18 protein-coding genes are annotated in these 16,934 nt (G+C 71.1%); 6 read left to right on the top strand and 12 right to left on the bottom strand.

The annotated features are described in order from the left end of the window. The first annotated feature begins 46 nt into the window (after window positions 1-46). A complete protein-coding gene (locus tag AB0I53_RS13170) occupies window positions 47-895 on the top strand; it encodes a helix-turn-helix transcriptional regulator (protein ID WP_358601069.1) in 849 nt (282 codons plus the stop codon). Further along, window positions 895-1,161, top strand: coding sequence for a DUF397 domain-containing protein (locus AB0I53_RS13165; RefSeq protein WP_358601066.1), 267 nt, complete (start codon window positions 895-897; stop codon window positions 1,159-1,161). The genes AB0I53_RS13170 and AB0I53_RS13165 overlap by 1 nt, the downstream gene beginning before the upstream one ends. 39 nt (window positions 1,162-1,200) lie before the next feature. Here the strand turns inward: AB0I53_RS13165 and AB0I53_RS13160 are convergent, their stop codons facing one another. The 6 genes from AB0I53_RS13160 to AB0I53_RS13135 form a co-directional block, all read right to left on the bottom strand. After that, entirely contained in the window at window positions 1,201-1,749 is a 549-nt protein-coding gene (locus AB0I53_RS13160; RefSeq protein WP_358601063.1) for a YbaK/EbsC family protein, read from the bottom strand. 42 nt (window positions 1,750-1,791) lie between these two features. Next, window positions 1,792-2,487 (bottom strand): alpha/beta hydrolase, encoded by a 696-nt coding sequence (locus AB0I53_RS13155; protein ID WP_358601061.1) that lies wholly within the window; start codon window positions 2,485-2,487, stop codon window positions 1,792-1,794. Window positions 2,488-2,525: 38 nt separating this feature from the next. Next, window positions 2,526-2,810: a DUF2516 family protein gene (locus AB0I53_RS13150; protein ID WP_358601058.1), complete on the bottom strand. Its 285-nt coding sequence runs from the start codon at window positions 2,808-2,810 to the stop codon at window positions 2,526-2,528. Window positions 2,811-2,858: 48 nt separating this feature from the next. Next, window positions 2,859-3,512: a hypothetical protein gene (locus AB0I53_RS13145; RefSeq protein WP_358601056.1), complete on the bottom strand. Its 654-nt coding sequence runs from the start codon at window positions 3,510-3,512 to the stop codon at window positions 2,859-2,861. Between the two features lie 5 nt (window positions 3,513-3,517). Further along, a complete protein-coding gene (locus AB0I53_RS13140; protein WP_093269388.1) occupies window positions 3,518-3,922 on the bottom strand; it encodes a helix-turn-helix transcriptional regulator in 405 nt (134 codons plus the stop codon). A gap of 90 nt (window positions 3,923-4,012) precedes the next feature. Further along, window positions 4,013-4,396 carry a VOC family protein gene (locus AB0I53_RS13135; protein WP_358601053.1) on the bottom strand — a complete coding sequence of 128 codons (384 nt, stop codon included), beginning with the start codon at window positions 4,394-4,396 and terminating at the stop codon, window positions 4,013-4,015. Window positions 4,397-4,726: 330 nt separating this feature from the next. On the opposite strand from AB0I53_RS13135, the gene AB0I53_RS13130 reads away from it, so the two are divergent. Beyond that, window positions 4,727-5,269: a CGNR zinc finger domain-containing protein gene (locus tag AB0I53_RS13130; RefSeq protein ID WP_358601050.1), complete on the top strand. Its 543-nt coding sequence runs from the start codon at window positions 4,727-4,729 to the stop codon at window positions 5,267-5,269. A 161-nt stretch (window positions 5,270-5,430) separates the two neighbouring features. Here AB0I53_RS13130 and AB0I53_RS13125 read toward each other — a convergent pair whose 3' ends face one another. Continuing rightward, the gene (locus AB0I53_RS13125) at window positions 5,431-6,639 is read right to left on the bottom strand and encodes a DUF445 domain-containing protein (RefSeq protein ID WP_358601170.1); all 1,209 of its coding nucleotides are present in this window, start codon (window positions 6,637-6,639) and stop codon (window positions 5,431-5,433) included. A gap of 445 nt (window positions 6,640-7,084) precedes the next feature. Between AB0I53_RS13125 and AB0I53_RS13120 the strand changes: the two genes are divergently transcribed. Then, window positions 7,085-8,254: a pyridoxal phosphate-dependent aminotransferase gene (locus AB0I53_RS13120; protein ID WP_358601047.1), complete on the top strand. Its 1,170-nt coding sequence runs from the start codon at window positions 7,085-7,087 to the stop codon at window positions 8,252-8,254. A gap of 28 nt (window positions 8,255-8,282) precedes the next feature. Here the strand turns inward: AB0I53_RS13120 and AB0I53_RS13115 are convergent, their stop codons facing one another. From AB0I53_RS13115 to AB0I53_RS13100, 4 genes are all read right to left on the bottom strand, one after another. Then, window positions 8,283-10,904, bottom strand: coding sequence for a CHAT domain-containing protein (locus AB0I53_RS13115; RefSeq protein WP_358601044.1), 2,622 nt, complete (start codon window positions 10,902-10,904; stop codon window positions 8,283-8,285). Beyond that, entirely contained in the window at window positions 10,901-11,374 is a 474-nt protein-coding gene (locus tag AB0I53_RS13110; protein WP_358601041.1) for a hypothetical protein, read from the bottom strand. The genes AB0I53_RS13115 and AB0I53_RS13110 overlap by 4 nt, the downstream gene beginning before the upstream one ends. Beyond that, complete coding sequence (locus AB0I53_RS13105; RefSeq protein ID WP_358601038.1) at window positions 11,371-11,955, bottom strand: sigma-70 family RNA polymerase sigma factor; 585 nt, start codon at window positions 11,953-11,955, stop codon at window positions 11,371-11,373. Before AB0I53_RS13105 ends, AB0I53_RS13110 begins: the two co-directional genes overlap by 4 nt. 87 nt (window positions 11,956-12,042) lie before the next feature. Further along, on the bottom strand, window positions 12,043-13,167 hold the full coding sequence (locus AB0I53_RS13100) for a S8/S53 family peptidase (RefSeq protein WP_358601035.1): 1,125 nt from the start codon (window positions 13,165-13,167) through the stop codon (window positions 12,043-12,045). A 258-nt stretch (window positions 13,168-13,425) separates the two neighbouring features. Between AB0I53_RS13100 and AB0I53_RS13095 the strand changes: the two genes are divergently transcribed. Next, complete coding sequence (locus AB0I53_RS13095; protein ID WP_358601032.1) at window positions 13,426-14,157, top strand: hypothetical protein; 732 nt, start codon at window positions 13,426-13,428, stop codon at window positions 14,155-14,157. A gap of 257 nt (window positions 14,158-14,414) precedes the next feature. Here AB0I53_RS13095 and AB0I53_RS13090 read toward each other — a convergent pair whose 3' ends face one another. After that, the gene (locus tag AB0I53_RS13090) at window positions 14,415-15,860 is read right to left on the bottom strand and encodes a PLP-dependent aminotransferase family protein (RefSeq protein WP_358601029.1); all 1,446 of its coding nucleotides are present in this window, start codon (window positions 15,858-15,860) and stop codon (window positions 14,415-14,417) included. An 82-nt stretch (window positions 15,861-15,942) separates the two neighbouring features. On the opposite strand from AB0I53_RS13090, the gene AB0I53_RS13085 reads away from it, so the two are divergent. After that, entirely contained in the window at window positions 15,943-16,569 is a 627-nt protein-coding gene (locus AB0I53_RS13085) for a hypothetical protein (RefSeq protein WP_358601026.1), read from the top strand. Window positions 16,570-16,934: the final 365 nt, after the last annotated feature.

Genomic DNA, 16,934 nt, shown 5'->3' with positions numbered 1-16,934 from the left:
CGAACGAGCAGGGAAGATCGGCTTGAACCAAAGGAGGACTGTTCGCATGGCCATGAGCCCGACAGTGCGGAGCCGTCGTCTGGGAGCGCAGCTTCGCGACTTGCGCAGCGACGCCAACATCCGGGGCATTGAACTTGCCAAGGCTGTGGGCGTCTCCCAATCACACCTGTCGCAGTGTGAGAACGGCCGCGCTGTGCTCACGTCGAAACAGCTTGAAGCGGCGATCGACTTCCTCGAACCCGACGAACATCAAGCCGAGTTGCTTCGCGCACTTCGCAAGGACGCCGCAAAGAAAGGCTGGTGGCGCGACTTCAGCGACGTCTTGCCGGAGCAGGTCGAAGTGTTGATCGGGCTTGAGACCGAAGCGACCTGGCTCCGGTCGTTCGAAGGCGGTGTGATCCCAGGACTGCTACAAACGCACGACTACGCAGAGGCAGTGATCAGTGCTGCTACGCCGTACGTCCGTCCACAGGACATCGAGCGCCGAGTTGATCTGCGGATGCGGCGCCAGCAACGCCTCAGGGAGCCGGACTGCAAGCTGACCGCAGTGATCGGCGAAGAAGCGATTCGGTACCAGGTTGGTGGCCGCCAGGTCTTGCATGACCAACTGCGGCACATCCTCAAGGTCGTCGACGAGCACGACGTGACTGTCCAGGTAGTGCCTTTCACCACAGGTGCCCACCCGGGACGCGGGGAAAATTACATGATCCTGTCGTTTCCCGAACCGACAGATCCCGAAGCTGTGTACCTCGAAACATTGACTTCGTGGGCGTTTCGGGAGAAACCTCATGAGGTACGTGCCTACAACTACACGTTCAACGCGATCACAGCCCTGGCTCTCTCACCCCGAGAGAGCATAGAACTGATCGCTCGCACCGCCGAGGAACTCAGGTGATGACCCAGAAGCTGTCAGCCGCCGATCTTGCATCCATCAGCTGGCGCAAGTCCAGTCGTAGCAACGGAACTGGCAACTGCGTCGAAGTGGGCTGGCGCAGCTACTCGGCGGCGAACGGGAGCTGCGTCGAGATCGGGCAGGGTGTTGACCTCGTCGGGTTACGGGATTCGAAGCTCGGGGACGCCAGTCCCGTGCTTGCCGTTTCCCGGGCTCGGTGGGCCGACTTCGTCGCCGCCGTCAAGGGCAGGGGCTTCCAGGGGTCGTGAGTGCGAAAACGGGCTGGGGCCCGGTTTCGCACTCACGACTCACCGGCCGAGGCCCTCCAGGACCTCTGCCCCCGGGAGCTGGGCCAGGACCTCGCCCGGCGTGATGATCTTGCTCCGCCGGACGCCGCTGCCGACCACCACGGCCGAAGCCTTGGCGACCTCGGAGTCCACCAGGATCGGCCAGTCGGCGGGCAGGCCGAACGGCGTGATCCCGCCGTACTCCATGCCGCTGAGCCGCACCGCGTCGTCCATCGACGCGAACGACGCCTTGCGGACGTCCAGCCGCCGCTTGACGACGCCGTTGACATCGGCGCGGGTGGTGGCCAGCACCACGCACGCGGCGTAGCGCACCTCGCCGGCCCGCTTGCCCGCGACCACCACGCAGTTCGCCGACAGCTCCAGCGGCGAGCCGTACTGCTCGCAGAACGCGGCGGTGTCCGCCAGATCCGGGTCGATCTCGGTGGCCCCGACCCGCTCGTCGTCGAGCTCGCGGACCACAGCCGCGACCGGCTCGGCGAGCAGTTCGAGGCACTCCAGCGCCGAAGTGACGTTCAGCGTTCCTGCCGCCGCAGACCAATCAACACCCATGACCAGACAATACGAATCCCGCCGAAGCGGCCGGACGCGGGTTCAGCGCAGGAAGTCCACCAGCAGGCGGCGCAGCTCACGGCGGTGCGTGAGCATCGGCGCCGGAGAGGGCAGGATCTCCAGCCGCGCACGGGCGAAGGCCGCGGCCACCGCCTTGGCGACCTCGGCCGGGTGCAGCGGATCGTCGGTGGCGCCGATGACCAGCACCTCCGACCGGACATCGGCCAGCACGGCGGCGTCCGGCACCGGAACCTGCTCCGGCAGCTCGCGCAGCGCGTCTTCCAGCCGCAGCAGCGCCTCGGCCCGGCGGTCGACGTAGTCGCCGACCTCCACGCCCGCAGGCAGGTCTGCGGCCACGGTCTCGCGCAGCGTCTCGCCACCGGCCGCGACCGCCACCGCGAGCCGCTCGAACGCCCAGGTCGCCGCGACCTCGCGCGGCCTGTCCAGCGCGGCGGGCAACAGCAGCGCCAGCCGCTCGAACCGGTCCGGATGATCCGCGGCGATGCGCGTCAACGCGCCCGCGCCGAGCGAGACTCCGACGGCGCGGGTCGCCTCGACCTCGTCCGCCACGGCGAGGACATCCGCCGCGATCGAGCCGTAGTTCCAGTAGTCAGGCGGCGCATCGTCGGCGCTGCCGTGGCCGGGAAGCGCCATGACGACGCGGGTGCCCGGGAGCCCGGAAGCCGGGATGCGGGCTTCGCCTTCGGTCGCGCCCAATCCGTGCACGACCAGCGTCACCGGAGATCCGCGGCCGTGCTCCGTCCAGCGAGCGCCCACTACCAGGACCGCCCCTGGACTTCCTTCAGCTTGGGCCGGACGTCGACGATGTAGACCAGCGAAGCGATCAGCCCGGCGATCCAGATGATCGTGAACGGCCCCAGCGTGGCGAAGATCAGCACCAGCGCGGCTACGGCCGTGATGGCCAGCCAGGCCAGCTTGTTCAGCTTGTCCACGGCGGTGAACGCGTCCGCACGCTGCACCGCCGCGTGCACGAAAGCGAAAACCCCGACCGGGATGCCCGCAATCCAGATGATCGTCAGGATCCAAAGCGCCAGCTCCACGTGTCCACCCTACGTGGTCGCCGGCGCCGTGGGCACCCGGTCGGACCGTCAGCTCTCGCTGGACTTGCTGGTCGAGGACTTCTTCGCGGCGGTCGACTTGGTCGTGGTCTTGCGGGTGGTCGTCCGCGCGGCCGTGGTCTTCGCGGCGGGCTTGGCGGCGGGCGCCTCGGCCTTGGGCTCGGCGGCCTCGGATTCGGCGGCCTTCGGCTCCTCGGCGGGCGCCTCCTCGGTCTTGCCGAACGGGCGGCTGACCTTGCCGAGCACGTCGTCGGCCAGGTCGCGGACCTCGTCGACGGTCTCCTCGACCTTGTCCTGCGCGGTGCCCACCTGGTCCCAGACCTTCTTGACCTGCGGCTGGTCCTGCAGCCGGTGCAGCGTCTCCTCGCCGCGCTCGGCCAGGTAGTCGTAGAGGCTCTTCGCGGTCTGGCTGTAGGCGTCGACGCGCTTGCGCAGCTCGGCCGGGTCGAACTTGTCCCGCAGCTCGTTGAAGTCGCCCGGCAGGTCCTGGCGCGCGGCCTCGGCCCGCTCGTTGAGCTGGGTGCGGACCTTGCTGACCGCCTCCAGCAGCGCCTGGGCGGCGAGGTCGCCGGCACCGAGCGCTGCGAGCAGCGGGGTGCGGGCCTGCTCGACGGCCCCGCCCAGGGCGTGCGCGGCCTGCTCGCGCACCTTGTTCACGTCTTCGGTCTTCGGGAAAGCCGGCATGGCGGTCACTCCTCGGGTTGCTCGGTGTCCCCGTCCGCCGCGGTGTCGTGCTCCCGCCGGAACGAGGCGTAGATGTCCAGAAGCACTTGTTTCTGCCGCTCGTTGAGCTCCGGGTCGGCGAGGATCGCGTCCACCACCGGCCCGCTCTCGCGGCGCTCCAAGATCCCGGCCTGCACGTAAAGCGCTTCGGCGGAAATCCGCAGTCCCTTGGCGATCTGCTGCAGGATCTCCGCGCTCGGCTTGCGCAACCCGCGCTCCACCTGGCTCAGGTAGGGGTTCGACACGCCGGCGAGCTTCGCCAGCTGCCGCAACGAGATCTGGGCGTTGTTGCGTTGCGTCCGGATGTAGCTGCCGAGGTCGCTGACCGCCTGGTTGACGGCCTTGTTGACGGCTTTGTCCACACGTTCCATCGGGCTAGCACCTCTCCGGTCACCAACCACGATAGCCACGAGTGCTAGCTGTTGCAAGCACACTGCTTGCACCCTGACCGGAGACGCCGATCACGTCTTGCCGGCGCACATGCAGAACGGGTGCCCGGCCGGGTCGGCGTAGACGCGGAAGTCCGCGTCCTGCTGGTCGGGCGGCTGCGGCAGCGGCGTCGCGCCTGCCGCGATCGCCAGCTCGTGGCCCTCCGCGAGCGTCCGCACCCGGATGTCCAGGTGCATCATCTGCGGCACTTCCCCGCTCGGCCAGGTCGGCGGGCGGTAGCCCGGGTCGCGCTGGAAGACCAGCGGGACGCCGCCGGCGGGATCCGCGAGCTCGATCCAGCCGTCGCTGGACTCAGCCTCGTCCACCTCCCAGCCCAGCAACCGCCCGTAGAACTCGGCCAGGGCCAGCGGGTCGGGGCAGTCGATCGCGACGCCCGCCAATTTCAGCGTGGTCATCGTCATTCCTCTCGATGTTCGGTTGCGGGGCCGGGCCCGGGTCCACCGCCGCGCCGGGCCGCAGGGCCTCCGTGGCCGAGGCCCACCAGTTGGCGAACCGGTCGAGCCACTCGGGCCGGAGCCTGCCGCCTTCGCGCAGCGCGCGGTCGACTTCCGCGTCCCGGGCCGCCGTGGCGGTCAGCTCGCGTCCCGTCTCGAAGTACCCGTGCGGATCGATCTGGATCGGATTCATCGCCACGCTCCAACCTGTCAAACCCGTTCACCGGTTACTAACCTGTGTTGCGAGTATGTTGGTTACGAGAGGTCGGCACAACCCCCTATTGGCTTACGATGGTGTTCGTGAACAGCAGAGCTGTCGCTCCGGAGGTGGATCACCCGTCGGCCCCGGAGGGCGTCGAACTCGACTTCGACCACGACATCGAGCTGGTCCTGGCCTTCCTGAACACCTGCGACGCCGAGAAGGGCACCGAGATCCTGGACGATCCCGGGCAGTGGCAGCAGTGGTGCATCGACCAGGACCTCGGCAAGGCTCCCGGCGTCGATGCGGCGCGGGAGATCCGGGACGCCATGCGCATCGCGGTGTCCTGCGGCGTCCGGCCACGGGCGGGTTTCGAAACGGCCTGGCCAGTTCAGGTCCGGCTGCGCAACGGCGTTCCGATGCTGACCGGCGGCGACGCGATCGGCAGCGTGCTGGTGGCCGCGACCCGGCTGGTGCACACCGGGCGCTGGGACCGGATCAAGATCTGCCCGGCCGACGATTGCCTGTGGGCGTTCTACGACCGCTCCCGCAACCGCTCACGCACCTGGTGCTCGATGCGCGTGTGCGGCAACCGCGAGAAGGCCCGCTCCTGGCGAGAACGCCACACCAGCTGAAGAGCTTGTTTCCAGCCTCGTTTTGCGTGGCGGTGCTAGCTGCGAGGGCGAGCTAAGCGGCCGCACCGCTTCAAGGACAACAACCCGCCCGACCGCACTTCAAACAGCCCCTGAAGCCCCGGTGGTTTCGCCGGAGATCGGCGAAACCACCGGCGGCGCGCTCAGAGGAACAGTTGGGAGAAGGTGTAGATCAGCAGGCCGGCGAGGGCACCGACGACGGTGCCGTTGATGCGGATGAACTGCAGATCCCGGCCGACCTGGAGCTCGATCTTGCGGGACGTCTCCTGCGCGTCCCAGCGCTCCACGGTTTCCGTGATCAGCGTGGTCAGCTCGTCGCGGTAGTTGGACACCACGTACACCACGGCGCCCTCCAGCCAACCGTCCACCTTGGACTGCAGCTCCGGCTCCTCGACCAGCCGGCGGCCCAGCGAACGCAGCCCTTCGCGCACCCGCACCCGCAGCTCGCTCGACGGGTCCTCGGCGGCGTCCAGCAGCATCTTCTTCGCCGTGCCCCACGCCGAGGAGACGAGGTTCTGCACCTCCGGGTGCTCCAGCACCTGCTGCTGGATCTGCTCGGCCTTGGCCATCGTCTTCGGGTCGTGCTGCAGGTCGGCGGCGAACTCCACCAGGAAGCGGTCGACGGCCTTGCGCATCGGGTGCTCCGGGTCGGTCTTGACCGCCCACGCGAACGACAGCACCTCGGCGTAGATCTTGTCCGCCACGATGGTGTCGAAGAACTTCGGCGACCACGACGGCGCGCGCTGGCTGACCACGCGCAGCACGGTCTCGTGGTTGTCCCGCACCCAGTCGTAGGCCCGGTCGCAGATCAGGTCGACGAGCTTGTGGTGCGAACCGTCGGCGAAGACCTGGCCGAGGATCCGGCCCAGCGGCGGGCCCCAGGGCTGGGCGAGCACCTTTCGCACGACCGCCTGCTCCAGCACGGCCTGCACGTCCTCGTCCCGCAGCACCTGCACGGCACCGCGCACCGCGGTGGCCAGCTCCGAGGTGACCCGCTCGGCGTGGTCGGCGTCGTCGAGCCAGCCGCCAAGCCGGCGGCTGACCTCCGCGCGGCGCAGCTTGTCCCGCACCACCTGCTCGGCCAGGAAGTTCGAGCCGACGAAGTCACCGAGGCTGCGGCCGATCATGTCCTTGCGGGTCGGGATGATCGCGGTGTGCGGGATCGGCAGGCCCAGCGGCCGCCGGAACAGCGCCGTGACCGCGAACCAGTCCGCCAGCGCACCGACCATGCCCGCCTCGGCCGCGGCCCGCACGTACCCCACCCAGGCATCGGCGCCGGCGTTCTCCTGCCAGCGGGCCACCACGTAGATCAGGGTCGCGACCAGCAGGAATCCGCCGGCCACCGCCTTCATCCGCCGCAGGCCACGGCGCTTGTCACTGTCGGAATCCGCTGTCGGCTGCACATACCGATTGTGGCAGCGACTGAAGAGCACCGACGTGTCGCGGCGACGGGACAGCCGTCACGCATGCCGATCCCGAGCTGCGACTCGTCCCGGCTGAAGCCCGCTACCCACTGCGGAGGGCTGGCCACCCTTTCCGCCGACGCGATCACCGGAGCGCTGCTGTGCGTGGTCGAGCTCGAAGACGAGTCCTGGCAGAGACCGTGCTATCACTCCTGCTCACCGGGGTCGGCGCGGCCTGAACTGCACCCCTGCTGATCTACGCGACCGGCTGGCACCTGGTTCGCCCGACCGGCGGCAGGCCTAGCGCCCGCGACTCCCCGCAGGAGCCGCCACCTGCACCACTGCGCGAGACGGGCACGCATCGCACCCGCGTCTTCGACTACCCTGCGAAAACGTGCGTACTCCTGCCCTCACCAGCCGGTTGCGGCCCTTCACGTCCACGATCTTCGCCGAGATCACCGAGCTCGCGCGGCGGACCGGCGCGGTCAACCTCGGGCAGGGCTTCCCGGACACCGACGGTCCCGCGGGCATGCTGCGCGTCGCGCAGGAGGCCATCGGCAACGGCGTCAACCAGTACCCGCCGGGCGCCGGCGAGCCGGACCTGCGGGCCGCGATCTCCGAGCACCGCCAGGCGCGCTACGGCATCGAGCACCGCCCCGAGGACGAGGTGCTGGTCACCGTCGGCGCGACCGAGGCACTGACGGCCGCGATGCTCGCCCTGGTCGAGCCCGGCGACGAGGTCGTGCTCGTCGAGCCGTACTACGACTCCTACCCGGTCGCCGTCGCGATGGCCGGCGGGGTGCGCCGGACCGTCGCGCTGCGGCAGGGCCCCGACCACCGCTTCGAGCTCGACGTCGAGGCGCTGCGCGCCACCGTCGGGCCGCAGACCCGGGCCCTGGTGCTGAACTCGCCGCACAACCCGACCGGCACCGTGTTCACCGACGCCGAGCTCGCCGTGATCGCCGAGGTCTGCCGCGACAACGACGTGATCGCCATCACCGACGAGGTCTACGAGCACCTGATCTTCGACGGTCGCAAGCACCGCCCGCTGGCCACCCTGCCCGGCATGGCCGAGCGGACGCTGTCGATCTCCAGCGTCGGCAAGAGCTTCAGCGCCACCGGCTGGAAGATCGGCTGGATCTGCGGCCCGGCCGAGCTCGTCGCCGCCGTGCGCGCGGCCAAGCAGTTCATGACCTTCGTCGGCGGCGCGCCGTTCCAGCCCGCCGTCGCGCACGCCCTGCGCAACGAGCTCGACTGGGTCGAGCAGTTGCGCGCGGACCTGCAGCGCAAGCGGGACCGGCTCGCCGGCGGGCTGACCGAGGCGGGCTTCGACGTGCTCGCCAGCGAGGGCACCTACTTCATCTGCGCCGACGTCCGGCCGCTGGGCTTCAAGGACGGCGCCGAGCTGTGCCGCTCGCTGCCGGAGCGGATCGGGCTCGCCGCGATCCCGGTGCAGGTCTTCTGCGACAACCCGGAGAACACCAAGCACCTGGTGCGGTTCGCCTTCTGCAAGCGCGACGAAGTCCTGGACGAAGCGATCCGCCGCCTCCACAAGCTCCGCTGACACGGCTCGTCCCAGCGGCGCGCTGCTGTCATCGATCACCTCCATATCCGAGGCAGACGAATCCGGTTTCGCCGTGCTCGGCTTGGGCTTCCGCCAGCGCCGCAGCGGCCGGGCGGCCCGCGCGGAGCGCGCGGTGCAGCGACGCCATCACGCCTGCCGTGCGCTCGTCCGGGACCGGCACGACGCTGGCGATCACCGTCGCGGTGCCGCGCCCGAGGAGCGTGGTCGCCAGGCCGCTGAGCTGATCGCCCCGGCTAACCGCCGACCGGCCCACGTCGCAGGCCGACAGCACCACCGTGGTGGGGCCGCGGTGCAGCCGGTCCAGGTCGTAGGCGTACAGCGGCCCGTCGGCGAGATCCACGCACGACAGCAGCGGTTGGTCGTCCCGGAACCGGCCGTGCGCGGCGATGTGCACGATCGCCGCTCCATCCACAGTGGATAGAACCCGTTCCGAGACCGCCTCGGCGCCCACCAGCAGCCGCCCGCCCGCGACCGCGTGCAGGCCTTCGACCTCTCGATCCGCGTAATCCAGGCCGGGGCCCGCGATCCACACCGGCGCACCGGCCCGGTCCGCGCTCCGAGCGTCCGACGCGCCGCGCAACCAGCACCGCAGCGACGGGCTCACCGTCACGCTTCGCCCTCGGCACACCGGCAGCGCCGCCCACGGCAGCACGTGCAGGCGCCCGGTCGGGATCACGACGAGCGACCGACCTCGTTCGAGCGCGGGCAGCACCGGCGCGAGCAGCTGCGCCTGCAACTCCTCCGCCGCGCGACGCGCGCCCATCTCGAAGATCGGCGCCGCGCTCGGCGCGGTGCCCACTGCCTGCCGCGCGAGCAAGTGCCGGAGCCGGGCCGCGTGACCTTCCGCGTTCGCCTCCGGACCTAGCACGTGCAGCCGAACATCACCATCCACAATGGACACGGCGAACAGTCGATCGCCGTGGGCGAAGAGGCTGAGCAGCACGGAATCGCCGAGCTCGGCGATGACGTCGTCGATGCCGCCGGGCGCCCGAAGGCCGCTGGTGCGACCGCGCACCAGCATCGCGCGGTGGCGCACCTGCTCCTCCAGCTCCGCGATGGTGGCCAGCGCGCGCCTCGGGTCACGGCTGCCCTGCGCCTCCAGCACCGCGGCGCGCAGCCGCACCAACGCGGAGTTCAGCCTCGAATCCGTCGGCGGCCGCAGCACCCTGCGGTGCAGCGCGCTGCACCTCGACCGCTCCGTCCAGCGCAGGACCAACCGAGGATCGCCGATGCGGAGCGCGGCACCGACCGCGATGTCGCCCAGTTCGCCCGCCAGACCGAGCGCGTGCACGCGCAGTTCGAAGGCCGCCATGCCTGCCGCTTGACCGTCAACGGCCTGCAACCCGCCCCGGCACGCCGCGAACACCCGGTCCACATCGCCGTCCTGGTCGGCCAACAGGGCTTCGGCCAACCATCCCAGCGCCCGATGTTGCGGAGGCCCCGAAACCTCGTCGCGCAGGGGAACGCACAACGCGAAGAGCTTGCGGGACAACGTGCGCATCCCGGCGCGCGCAGCACTTCGACCGGCAATGAGCCGCAGTTCGGCCGCAGGCCCGATCCATCCGGCCTCCTCGCACGCCGCAGCCGCTCGCCGCGCGGCCCCCAACGCGTAGCGCGAGCACTGGCCGCCGCGCAGCTTCGCCTGCCACGCGATGGCCGTCGCCAACGCCGCCCACGCGGGCCGCCGCTGCGCGCGAAACAGCTGCCGTGCGCTGCCGGCCGCCTCGGCGGCGGCAGCCGCATCGCCGTCCCGCAGCGCGCAGCCGGCCAGCGCCAGCCTGGTTTCGGCGAGCCGCCCGGCCCGGCCGCAGGCGGCCAGCCTGTCGGCCGCCCGCTCCATCGTCGCCCGAGCCTCGCCGCTCAACCCGGCCGCCGCCAACGCCTCCGCCCGGTCGACCAGAGCCTCCGGGTTCGACTCGACGTCCAGCCCGGCAGCCACCGCCTCCTCGAACAGCCGCAGCGCACGCGGCAGATCACCGGCTCGGAACGCGACGCAACCGCGGTTGTGCAGGCAGCCCGCCGCCCGCGCGGTCCTGCCGTCCGAGGCGAAAACCCGTTCCGCGGCGGCAAGATCCGCCTCCGCGGCGGCCAACCTGTTGGTGTACAGGTTCGCCAGGCCACGCCCCAGAAGCGCGTTCGCCCTCCAGTGCCGATCGTCGCCCGCCGACAAGCTCCGCAATGCCCGGCTCAGCTCCACCCTCGCCTCGTGGTGCTGATCGCTCTGGCAGTGCAGGAGGCCGCGCAGGCAGGCTGCCCGGGTCTGGTCCGCCGCGGGCAGCAACGGCTCCGCCGCCACCAGCTGTGCCCAGCTCGCGCTCGTCGCGCCGCGCTCCATCTCGATCCACGCGAGCGTTAGCCGCAGCTGCGCGGCCCGCTCCGGCTGCCCGGTGCGGTTCGCCGCGGCCAACCCGAGGCGCGCGTGCCGCTGCGCCTGCCGCACCTTCCCGCGCTCGACCGCGGCGAGCGCCGCGATGTGCCGACCGAGCACCCTCAGTTCCGCGTCGCCGGTGCCCGACAGCAGTTCCTCCGCCTTGCGCATGGCCGTCTCCGGAGCCGCGCCGGCGTTGTCCCGCCACCACAGCGCCGCGGTGATCGCATCCGGCGGTGCCATCGCCGTCCCGGCGCTCAACAGACCAGCCAATCCGCTACGGCGGGCGCCGACCGGAGCGGCCGGAACACCACGCTGAGCGGCCCGCGAGGCACGTCGGCCACCCGGAACGCGCCGTACTCGTCCAGGGAACCCGCGCATTCCCCGGCCGGATGGCGAAGCACGACCTCGCCCGCCGGCGGCGCCTGGCCCGCCCGGTTCAGCACCATCCCGGACGCCCGGTACTGGCCCGCCACGGTCGGGATCAGGTCGATTTCCAGGACCCGGCCGGGCATCGCGAAGGTCAGCACCCGCGGCTCCGGCCGCCCGGAGCGGACCCTCGCCGGCGACTCCGCCGAGTCGCCGACGAGCTCCAACGCCACCTTCTCCCGGTGCGGCGAGCGCCGCGCCATGGCCGAGTACGCGCCTGCCAGGGCGTGCTCCGGAATGGGGTCGCAGGACTGGAACATGTCTCGCAACCGCCGCAGCTCCGAGGGCATCCACTGGTTCATCCCGCCACCTCCTCCGGGACCTCAGCGGCCAGCATGAGCCGCCGCAGCTCCGCCAGGCAGCGGCCCTTCTTCGGCCCGATCGTTCCCCTCGGCATCCCCAGGGCCTGGCTGACCTGGGCATAGGTCGCCTCCGGCGCGACCGCCAGCACCCGCAACAACTGCTGGCAGCGCTGCGGCAACTGGGCGAATGACTGCGCCAGCCGTGAACTCGTCATGGCCCTCAACACCTTGTGCTCCGGGTCCTCCGCGTAGTCCGGCGGCCCGAGATCGCCAGAATCCAGCCCGACCGGCGATTCCCGCCGCCGCGCCCGGCGCAACCGCATCGACTCCCGCCGCGCGGTGGTCACCAGCCACCCGGACAACGACTCCGGTTCGCGCAGCCGCCCCAGATTCTCCGCCAGCAGCAACCAGGTGGCCTGGTAGATGTCCTCCGCGTCCGCGTTGTTCGTCGTGAACGCCCGCGACACGCCCCAGACCACCGGGGCGTTGCGATCCACCAGTTCCTGCCACGCCTGCTGATCACCAGACTCCGCGCGGCGCAACAACACCGCGGACGTCCGGCCGTCCCCGACCTCGTGCACGACCAAGCACCTCTCCCCATTCTGCGATCTTCGTCCTCCCGCGTAATAAGAGGAAGCAGAGGTGCCTACAGATTCACTTCGCGCCGATTACCGCTCGAACGGGTAATGCCGACGGGCAAGATCGCGTGCCTCGTTCGGATTCAAGCCGTCTCGCAACGCCTTCGCAGCGGCGGCGGCCACTCGCGGCGCGGCGAACGACGTCCCGCTCCAACGCGCGTAACCGAATCTGCGATCGCCACCGGGAGCCATCCGCACGAAGCTGCTCGACACATCCACCCCGGGCGCGGCGGCGTCGACCCACGGCCCGGAGTTGGAGAACTCGGCGACCGCACCGTCGGCCCCGGTCGCCGCCACCGCGACCACCGAAGGCAACGCCGCGGGCCAGAACGGCCTGGCCTGCGCGTGATTCCCGGCTGCAGCGACAACGACGGTGTCGGGCCAGTTGCGCAGCTCCTCGCGCAGGATCGGCGGGCACTCGTCGTCCGCGGTGTGGCATCCGGCGGTCAGCACGACGACGCCGATGCGTTCGCCGCGCGCCTCGGCCGACCGCCGCAACGAACGCAGCCCGGCCGCGACGGTGCAGTCATCGGTGAACCCGAGCGAGGAAAGCACGCGGCGCGCCCGGATCACCGCGCCCGGCGCGTGTTGCAGCACCACGCCGCTGACGAACGTGCCGTGACCCGCCTGGCGGTCCTGACCGGCATCGCCGTCGGCATCCAGTTCCTCCGGCACGGCCTCGAACCACGGCCGGTCCCGGAACCACGGGTGTGGATCGCACCCGGTGTCCAGGACCCCGACCACGACCGGCGGATCCCACTGCCCCACCGGCGGTTCCGGAAGCGCCGGGCCCGCCTGCACATCCGCGCCGGTTCCCCAAATCACCGGCATCCCGTACATCACCGGGCAGCCGAAGTGCACGTGGTTGACGGCGACGCCGGCCTCCCGGGCGAGATCGACGCACCGGTCCCGCTCCGCGCCCCGCAACCGCACCCTGGCCAGCAGCAGATCGTCGTCGTGCTGCACGTCGTCGACCCAGCGGCGGTACCGGTCGAGGATCGGATCCAGGGCGCTCGCCGACGCGATGAGCTCGCCCCGCCGCACCAGGCATTCGCCGCTGCCGCCGGGATCGTGCAGCAGCAGATCGTGCCCGCGGGAGGCCCAAACCTCTTGGAGTTCACCGATGCTCAGCCGGATTTCGCGTTCTTGATCCACAGCGGACACTGTGCCGGGCACCCGATCTGTCCACTGCGGACACGCCGCCGCCCGCCACCGACCTCACCCGTACGACAACGCCGGAGATCTTTCCTGGTCGCCCGATTCCGTGGACAATGCGAGGACGACCGCCGCACTCGTCGCGGTCGGTGCCCCGAAACCGCCACCTCAGGTGGTTGAATGCCCATATCGCGCCGATCACCCCGGCGCACCCGACGCCAGCGCCGCGCCAGGCCGCGCGGACCCGACCGACAGGCGGTGGTGACCGTGACGGGAGCCTGCGCTCAGCGCAGTCCCTGGTCACGGTTCCGCGCGCTCGCGGCGCGGGCGGTGTTCATCGGCGGCCTGGGCATCGGTGGGTGGCTCGGTGCCACCGGCGTCGCCGATGCCGTCGAGCTCGACCACCCCCGGGTCGAGGTGGAGCAGATCGTCGTCGACGCGGTGGCGAAGCCAGAAACCGCGCTCGATCCGGTGGCACGACCCGTGGTCGAACCGCCCGAACCCGCAGAACCCGCGGTCGAACGGCCCGACATCGACCGCCCGGTTCCGCCGATCGGCGGAACCGAACAGCCCACCGTCGTCGCCGACGACACCGACGACGTCCCGCCGGCTCCGGCCACGTTCGCGCCACCACCGCGACAGCACTCCGCCGCACCGGCCACGGACGACCGGGCCGCTTCACTGCCGAAGCGGTCGCCGGTGCCCACCAGGGCCGCCCGGACCCTCCCGGAGCCCCGGGCTCCGGACGCGTCCGCCCCGTCCCGCATCACGCCACCGACCAGCCCGGCACCGGAACCACCGGCGCCCCCGGCACCGGCCACATCGCTGTCCGCAGGAACGACCTCCTGGGGCGGCGGGCTGCGAGGTCTGCTGGTGATCCTGCCGACCGGCCCCAACCCGGCCGAGTCCGCGAGCGCCGGCGTCGCCTACCCGGAAAACCGGCCGGCGACCGGCGTCCCGTCCTTCGAACCATCGACGTCGCCCGACTGACGCTGCACCGCGCCGCTCCGGCGGCAATCCTGGGGAAACGTTCGCACCCACCAGCTCCGAGCCGGCCGTCTGCGCCCGGCCGGATCGGAATCGGGGCGCCCCGGCCTATCCCCCGGCAATGTCGGTGACCTGCCGGAACGCCGAGGACTGGGCCCCCGGAGCCCCGGTGCCGCAATGCCCCTGCGGCACCGGGGCGGCGCCCGCGGTCGAACGCCCGTCGGCACGACGAGGGGCCGTGCCGACGGGCGGTCGGCTGTTCAGGCGATCGGCGCCGTCAGGGCGGTCGGGCCGGGTCCTTCCGGCACCGACGCTGCCGCCGCCGCGAGACGGCGGATCGCCTCTTCCAGCTGATCGACCGGCAACGTGTACGGGACGCGCACCCAGCGCTCCAGCGAACCGTGCACCGAGAAGCGCGCCCCCGGCGCCACCCGCACGCCGTGCTGCTCCGCGGCCACCGAGAGCCGGCTGCTGACCGGTGCGCCGATGTCGCACCACAGCGAAAGGCCACCGTCCGGGACGCGGAAGCGCCAGTGCGGCAGGTGTTCGCGCAGGGCCGCGATGAGGTGGTCGCGGCGCTCGATCGACTCGGCGCGCCGGCGCTCCAGCAGCCGGTCGGCGTCCTGCAGCAGCTCCGCCAGCACCAGCTGTTCGAGGATCGGGCTGCCGAGGTCCACCGCGGCGCGGCCGACCACCGTGCGCTGCACGAAATCTTCGGATGCTCGGATCCAGCCGAGCCGGAGGCCGCCCCAGATCGACTTGCTCGCCGAGCCGACCAGCAGCGCCCGATCGGTGAACGTGGCCATCGGCAGCGGCGCCTGGTCACCGGTCAGGTCGATCTCGGCGAGTGTCTCGTCGATGACCGCGGTCGTGCAGGTGCGCGCCAGCTCTCGGGCGAGCCGGGCCCGGCCGGGAGCGTCCAGCCGGATGCCGGTCGGGTTGTGGAAGTCCGGGATCAGGTACGCCAGCCGCGGCGATGTCTGCCGCAGGCTCGCGGCCAGCAGCTCCAGGTCCCAGCCGTCCTCGACCATCGGCACCGCCACCGGTGTGGCGTTGAGCCCGCGGATCGCCTCCAGCGCGTTCGGGTACGTCGGGTGCTCGACGAGTACCCGCTCGCCCGGCGACACCAGCATCCGGAGTAGGAGGGCGAAGCCGTGCTGCGCGCCGCTGGTGACGAGGATCTGATCCGGGCTGGTCGGCAGCCCCCGCTTCGCGTAGCGCTCGGCGATCTGCTCGCGCAGCGCCGGCAGGCCGTGCGGCTGGTAGCCGTGGCCGGTCAGCTGCTCGGCGAACCGCAGCCGCGCCCGATCCACCGCCGCGCACAGCTCCGGTGGCGCGCTCGGCGTGGCCTGCGCGAGGTTCAGCACTTCGCTGTCCACGGTCGGGAACCATCCGCCGTGGGATTCGTTGTCGCGATCCCGATCCGGCAGCTTCACCCACGAACCGGCCCCGCGACGGCTGGCCGCGAAACCGTCTTCCCGCAGCCGGTCCAGCGTCCGCGCGACCAGGGTCCGGCTGACCCCGAGGGCGTCGGCGAGCTCGCGTTCCGCCGGCAGCCGGGTTCCCGGCGGAAGTCGCCCGTCCAGCGCCAGTTGCCGCAGCGCCGCGGCCAACGCCTGGGAGGACGGACGCGCCGTGCCGTGCCAGGAACCAAGCAGGTCGACGAGCTTGTGGCCGTGGATGTGCGCGGACGAAGCGAAAGACATGGATCCAATATAGTTCAATTGGCTATCGACTTTAAGTCCAATGTTGGGTTAGAAAGTCCGCATGGCGTCAACATCAGCCCCCGTGGACCTCTCACCGCTCCCCATCCGCACCCGGCCGCTGCTCAGGTTCGGGCAGCTCTTCGGCGGCCTGGTGCTCTACGGCGCCAGCATGGGGTTCATGGTGCGGGCCCAGCTGGGCCTCGATCCGTGGGACGTCCTGCACGAGGGCCTGTCCGAGCGCCTCGGTTGGAGCTTCGGGGCGGTCACCGCGCTGACCGGCGTGGCGGTGCTGCTCGCCTGGCTGCCGCTGCGGCAGCGGCCCGGCATCGGCACGGTCGCCAACGTGGTGGTCATCGCGTTCGCGGTGGACATCACACTCGCCGCGACACCACCGGTCGACGCGCTACCGGGGCAAATCTCACTGATGGTCGCCGCCATCGTGCTCAACGGCATCGCGACGGCGGTGTACGTCGGCGCGCGGCTCGGCCCGGGCCCGCGGGACGGCCTGATGACCGGCCTGCACGCCCGTACCGGCTGGTCGGTGCGCCTGGTCCGCACCGCGATCGAGCTCAGCGTCCTCGCCGCAGGCTGGCTGCTTGGCGGCACGGTCGGCGTCGGCACCGTGCTCTACGCGTTGGTCATCGGGCCGCTGACCCAGTTCTTCCTCCGGTTCGCGGCGGTCCGGGAGAAAAAAGATCTCTGCCCCTAGAGACATCTCGGATACCACGAAGTAGCATTGACGCCGTCCACCTGACCCCCAGGGGTGGACCTTGACGCCCCCGCACTCCCGGTAACCCCCAGGCCGGTTGAGCGCGGGGGCGTCCCTAATTCTCGGGGTCTCTCAGAGCCGTTTGGGGTGCGGTAGGGCGGGTTGTTGTCCTTAAGCGGCGCAGCCACTCAGCCCGCCCTCGCAACTCGCACCGCCGCGGGTTCTCAGGCTCTGACCGCCCGAGGGGCGCTCGGCGAGGCCAATCCCGACCCGACACATTTGGACATACGCGTGTCGGGTCCCACAGCGAGAAGGCCTCTGAGGTTCCGACCCGCACCTCCACGCAAGACGAGCCTGGAACAGGC

Origin of the sequence: Saccharopolyspora sp. NPDC050389, assembly GCF_040655595.1 — a bacterium.
Taxonomy (GTDB): Bacteria; Actinomycetota; Actinomycetes; order Mycobacteriales; family Pseudonocardiaceae; genus Saccharopolyspora.
Note: the sequence above shows the minus strand (reverse complement) of the source record. Positions and strands in the feature narration are given on the sequence as shown.

What these genes read in the sequence shown, in the direction of transcription:
- AB0I53_RS13170 (WP_358601069.1), top strand. Translation starts at nt 47, where the DNA reads ATGGCCATGAGCCCGACAGTGCGGAGCCGTCGTCTGGGAGCGCAGCTT.
- AB0I53_RS13165 (WP_358601066.1), top strand. Translation starts at nt 895, where the DNA reads ATGACCCAGAAGCTGTCAGCCGCCGATCTTGCATCCATCAGCTGGCGC.
- AB0I53_RS13160 (WP_358601063.1), bottom strand. Translation starts at nt 1,749, where the DNA reads ATGGGTGTTGATTGGTCTGCGGCGGCAGGAACGCTGAACGTCACTTCG.
- AB0I53_RS13145 (WP_358601056.1), bottom strand. Translation starts at nt 3,512, where the DNA reads ATGCCGGCTTTCCCGAAGACCGAAGACGTGAACAAGGTGCGCGAGCAG.
- AB0I53_RS13140 (WP_093269388.1), bottom strand. Translation starts at nt 3,922, where the DNA reads ATGGAACGTGTGGACAAAGCCGTCAACAAGGCCGTCAACCAGGCGGTC.
- AB0I53_RS13135 (WP_358601053.1), bottom strand. Translation starts at nt 4,396, where the DNA reads ATGACCACGCTGAAATTGGCGGGCGTCGCGATCGACTGCCCCGACCCG.
- AB0I53_RS13130 (WP_358601050.1), top strand. Translation starts at nt 4,727, where the DNA reads ATGGTGTTCGTGAACAGCAGAGCTGTCGCTCCGGAGGTGGATCACCCG.
- AB0I53_RS13125 (WP_358601170.1), bottom strand. Translation starts at nt 6,639, where the DNA reads ATGAAGGCGGTGGCCGGCGGATTCCTGCTGGTCGCGACCCTGATCTAC.
- AB0I53_RS13110 (WP_358601041.1), bottom strand. Translation starts at nt 11,374, where the DNA reads ATGAACCAGTGGATGCCCTCGGAGCTGCGGCGGTTGCGAGACATGTTC.
- AB0I53_RS13090 (WP_358601029.1), bottom strand. Translation starts at nt 15,860, where the DNA reads ATGTCTTTCGCTTCGTCCGCGCACATCCACGGCCACAAGCTCGTCGAC.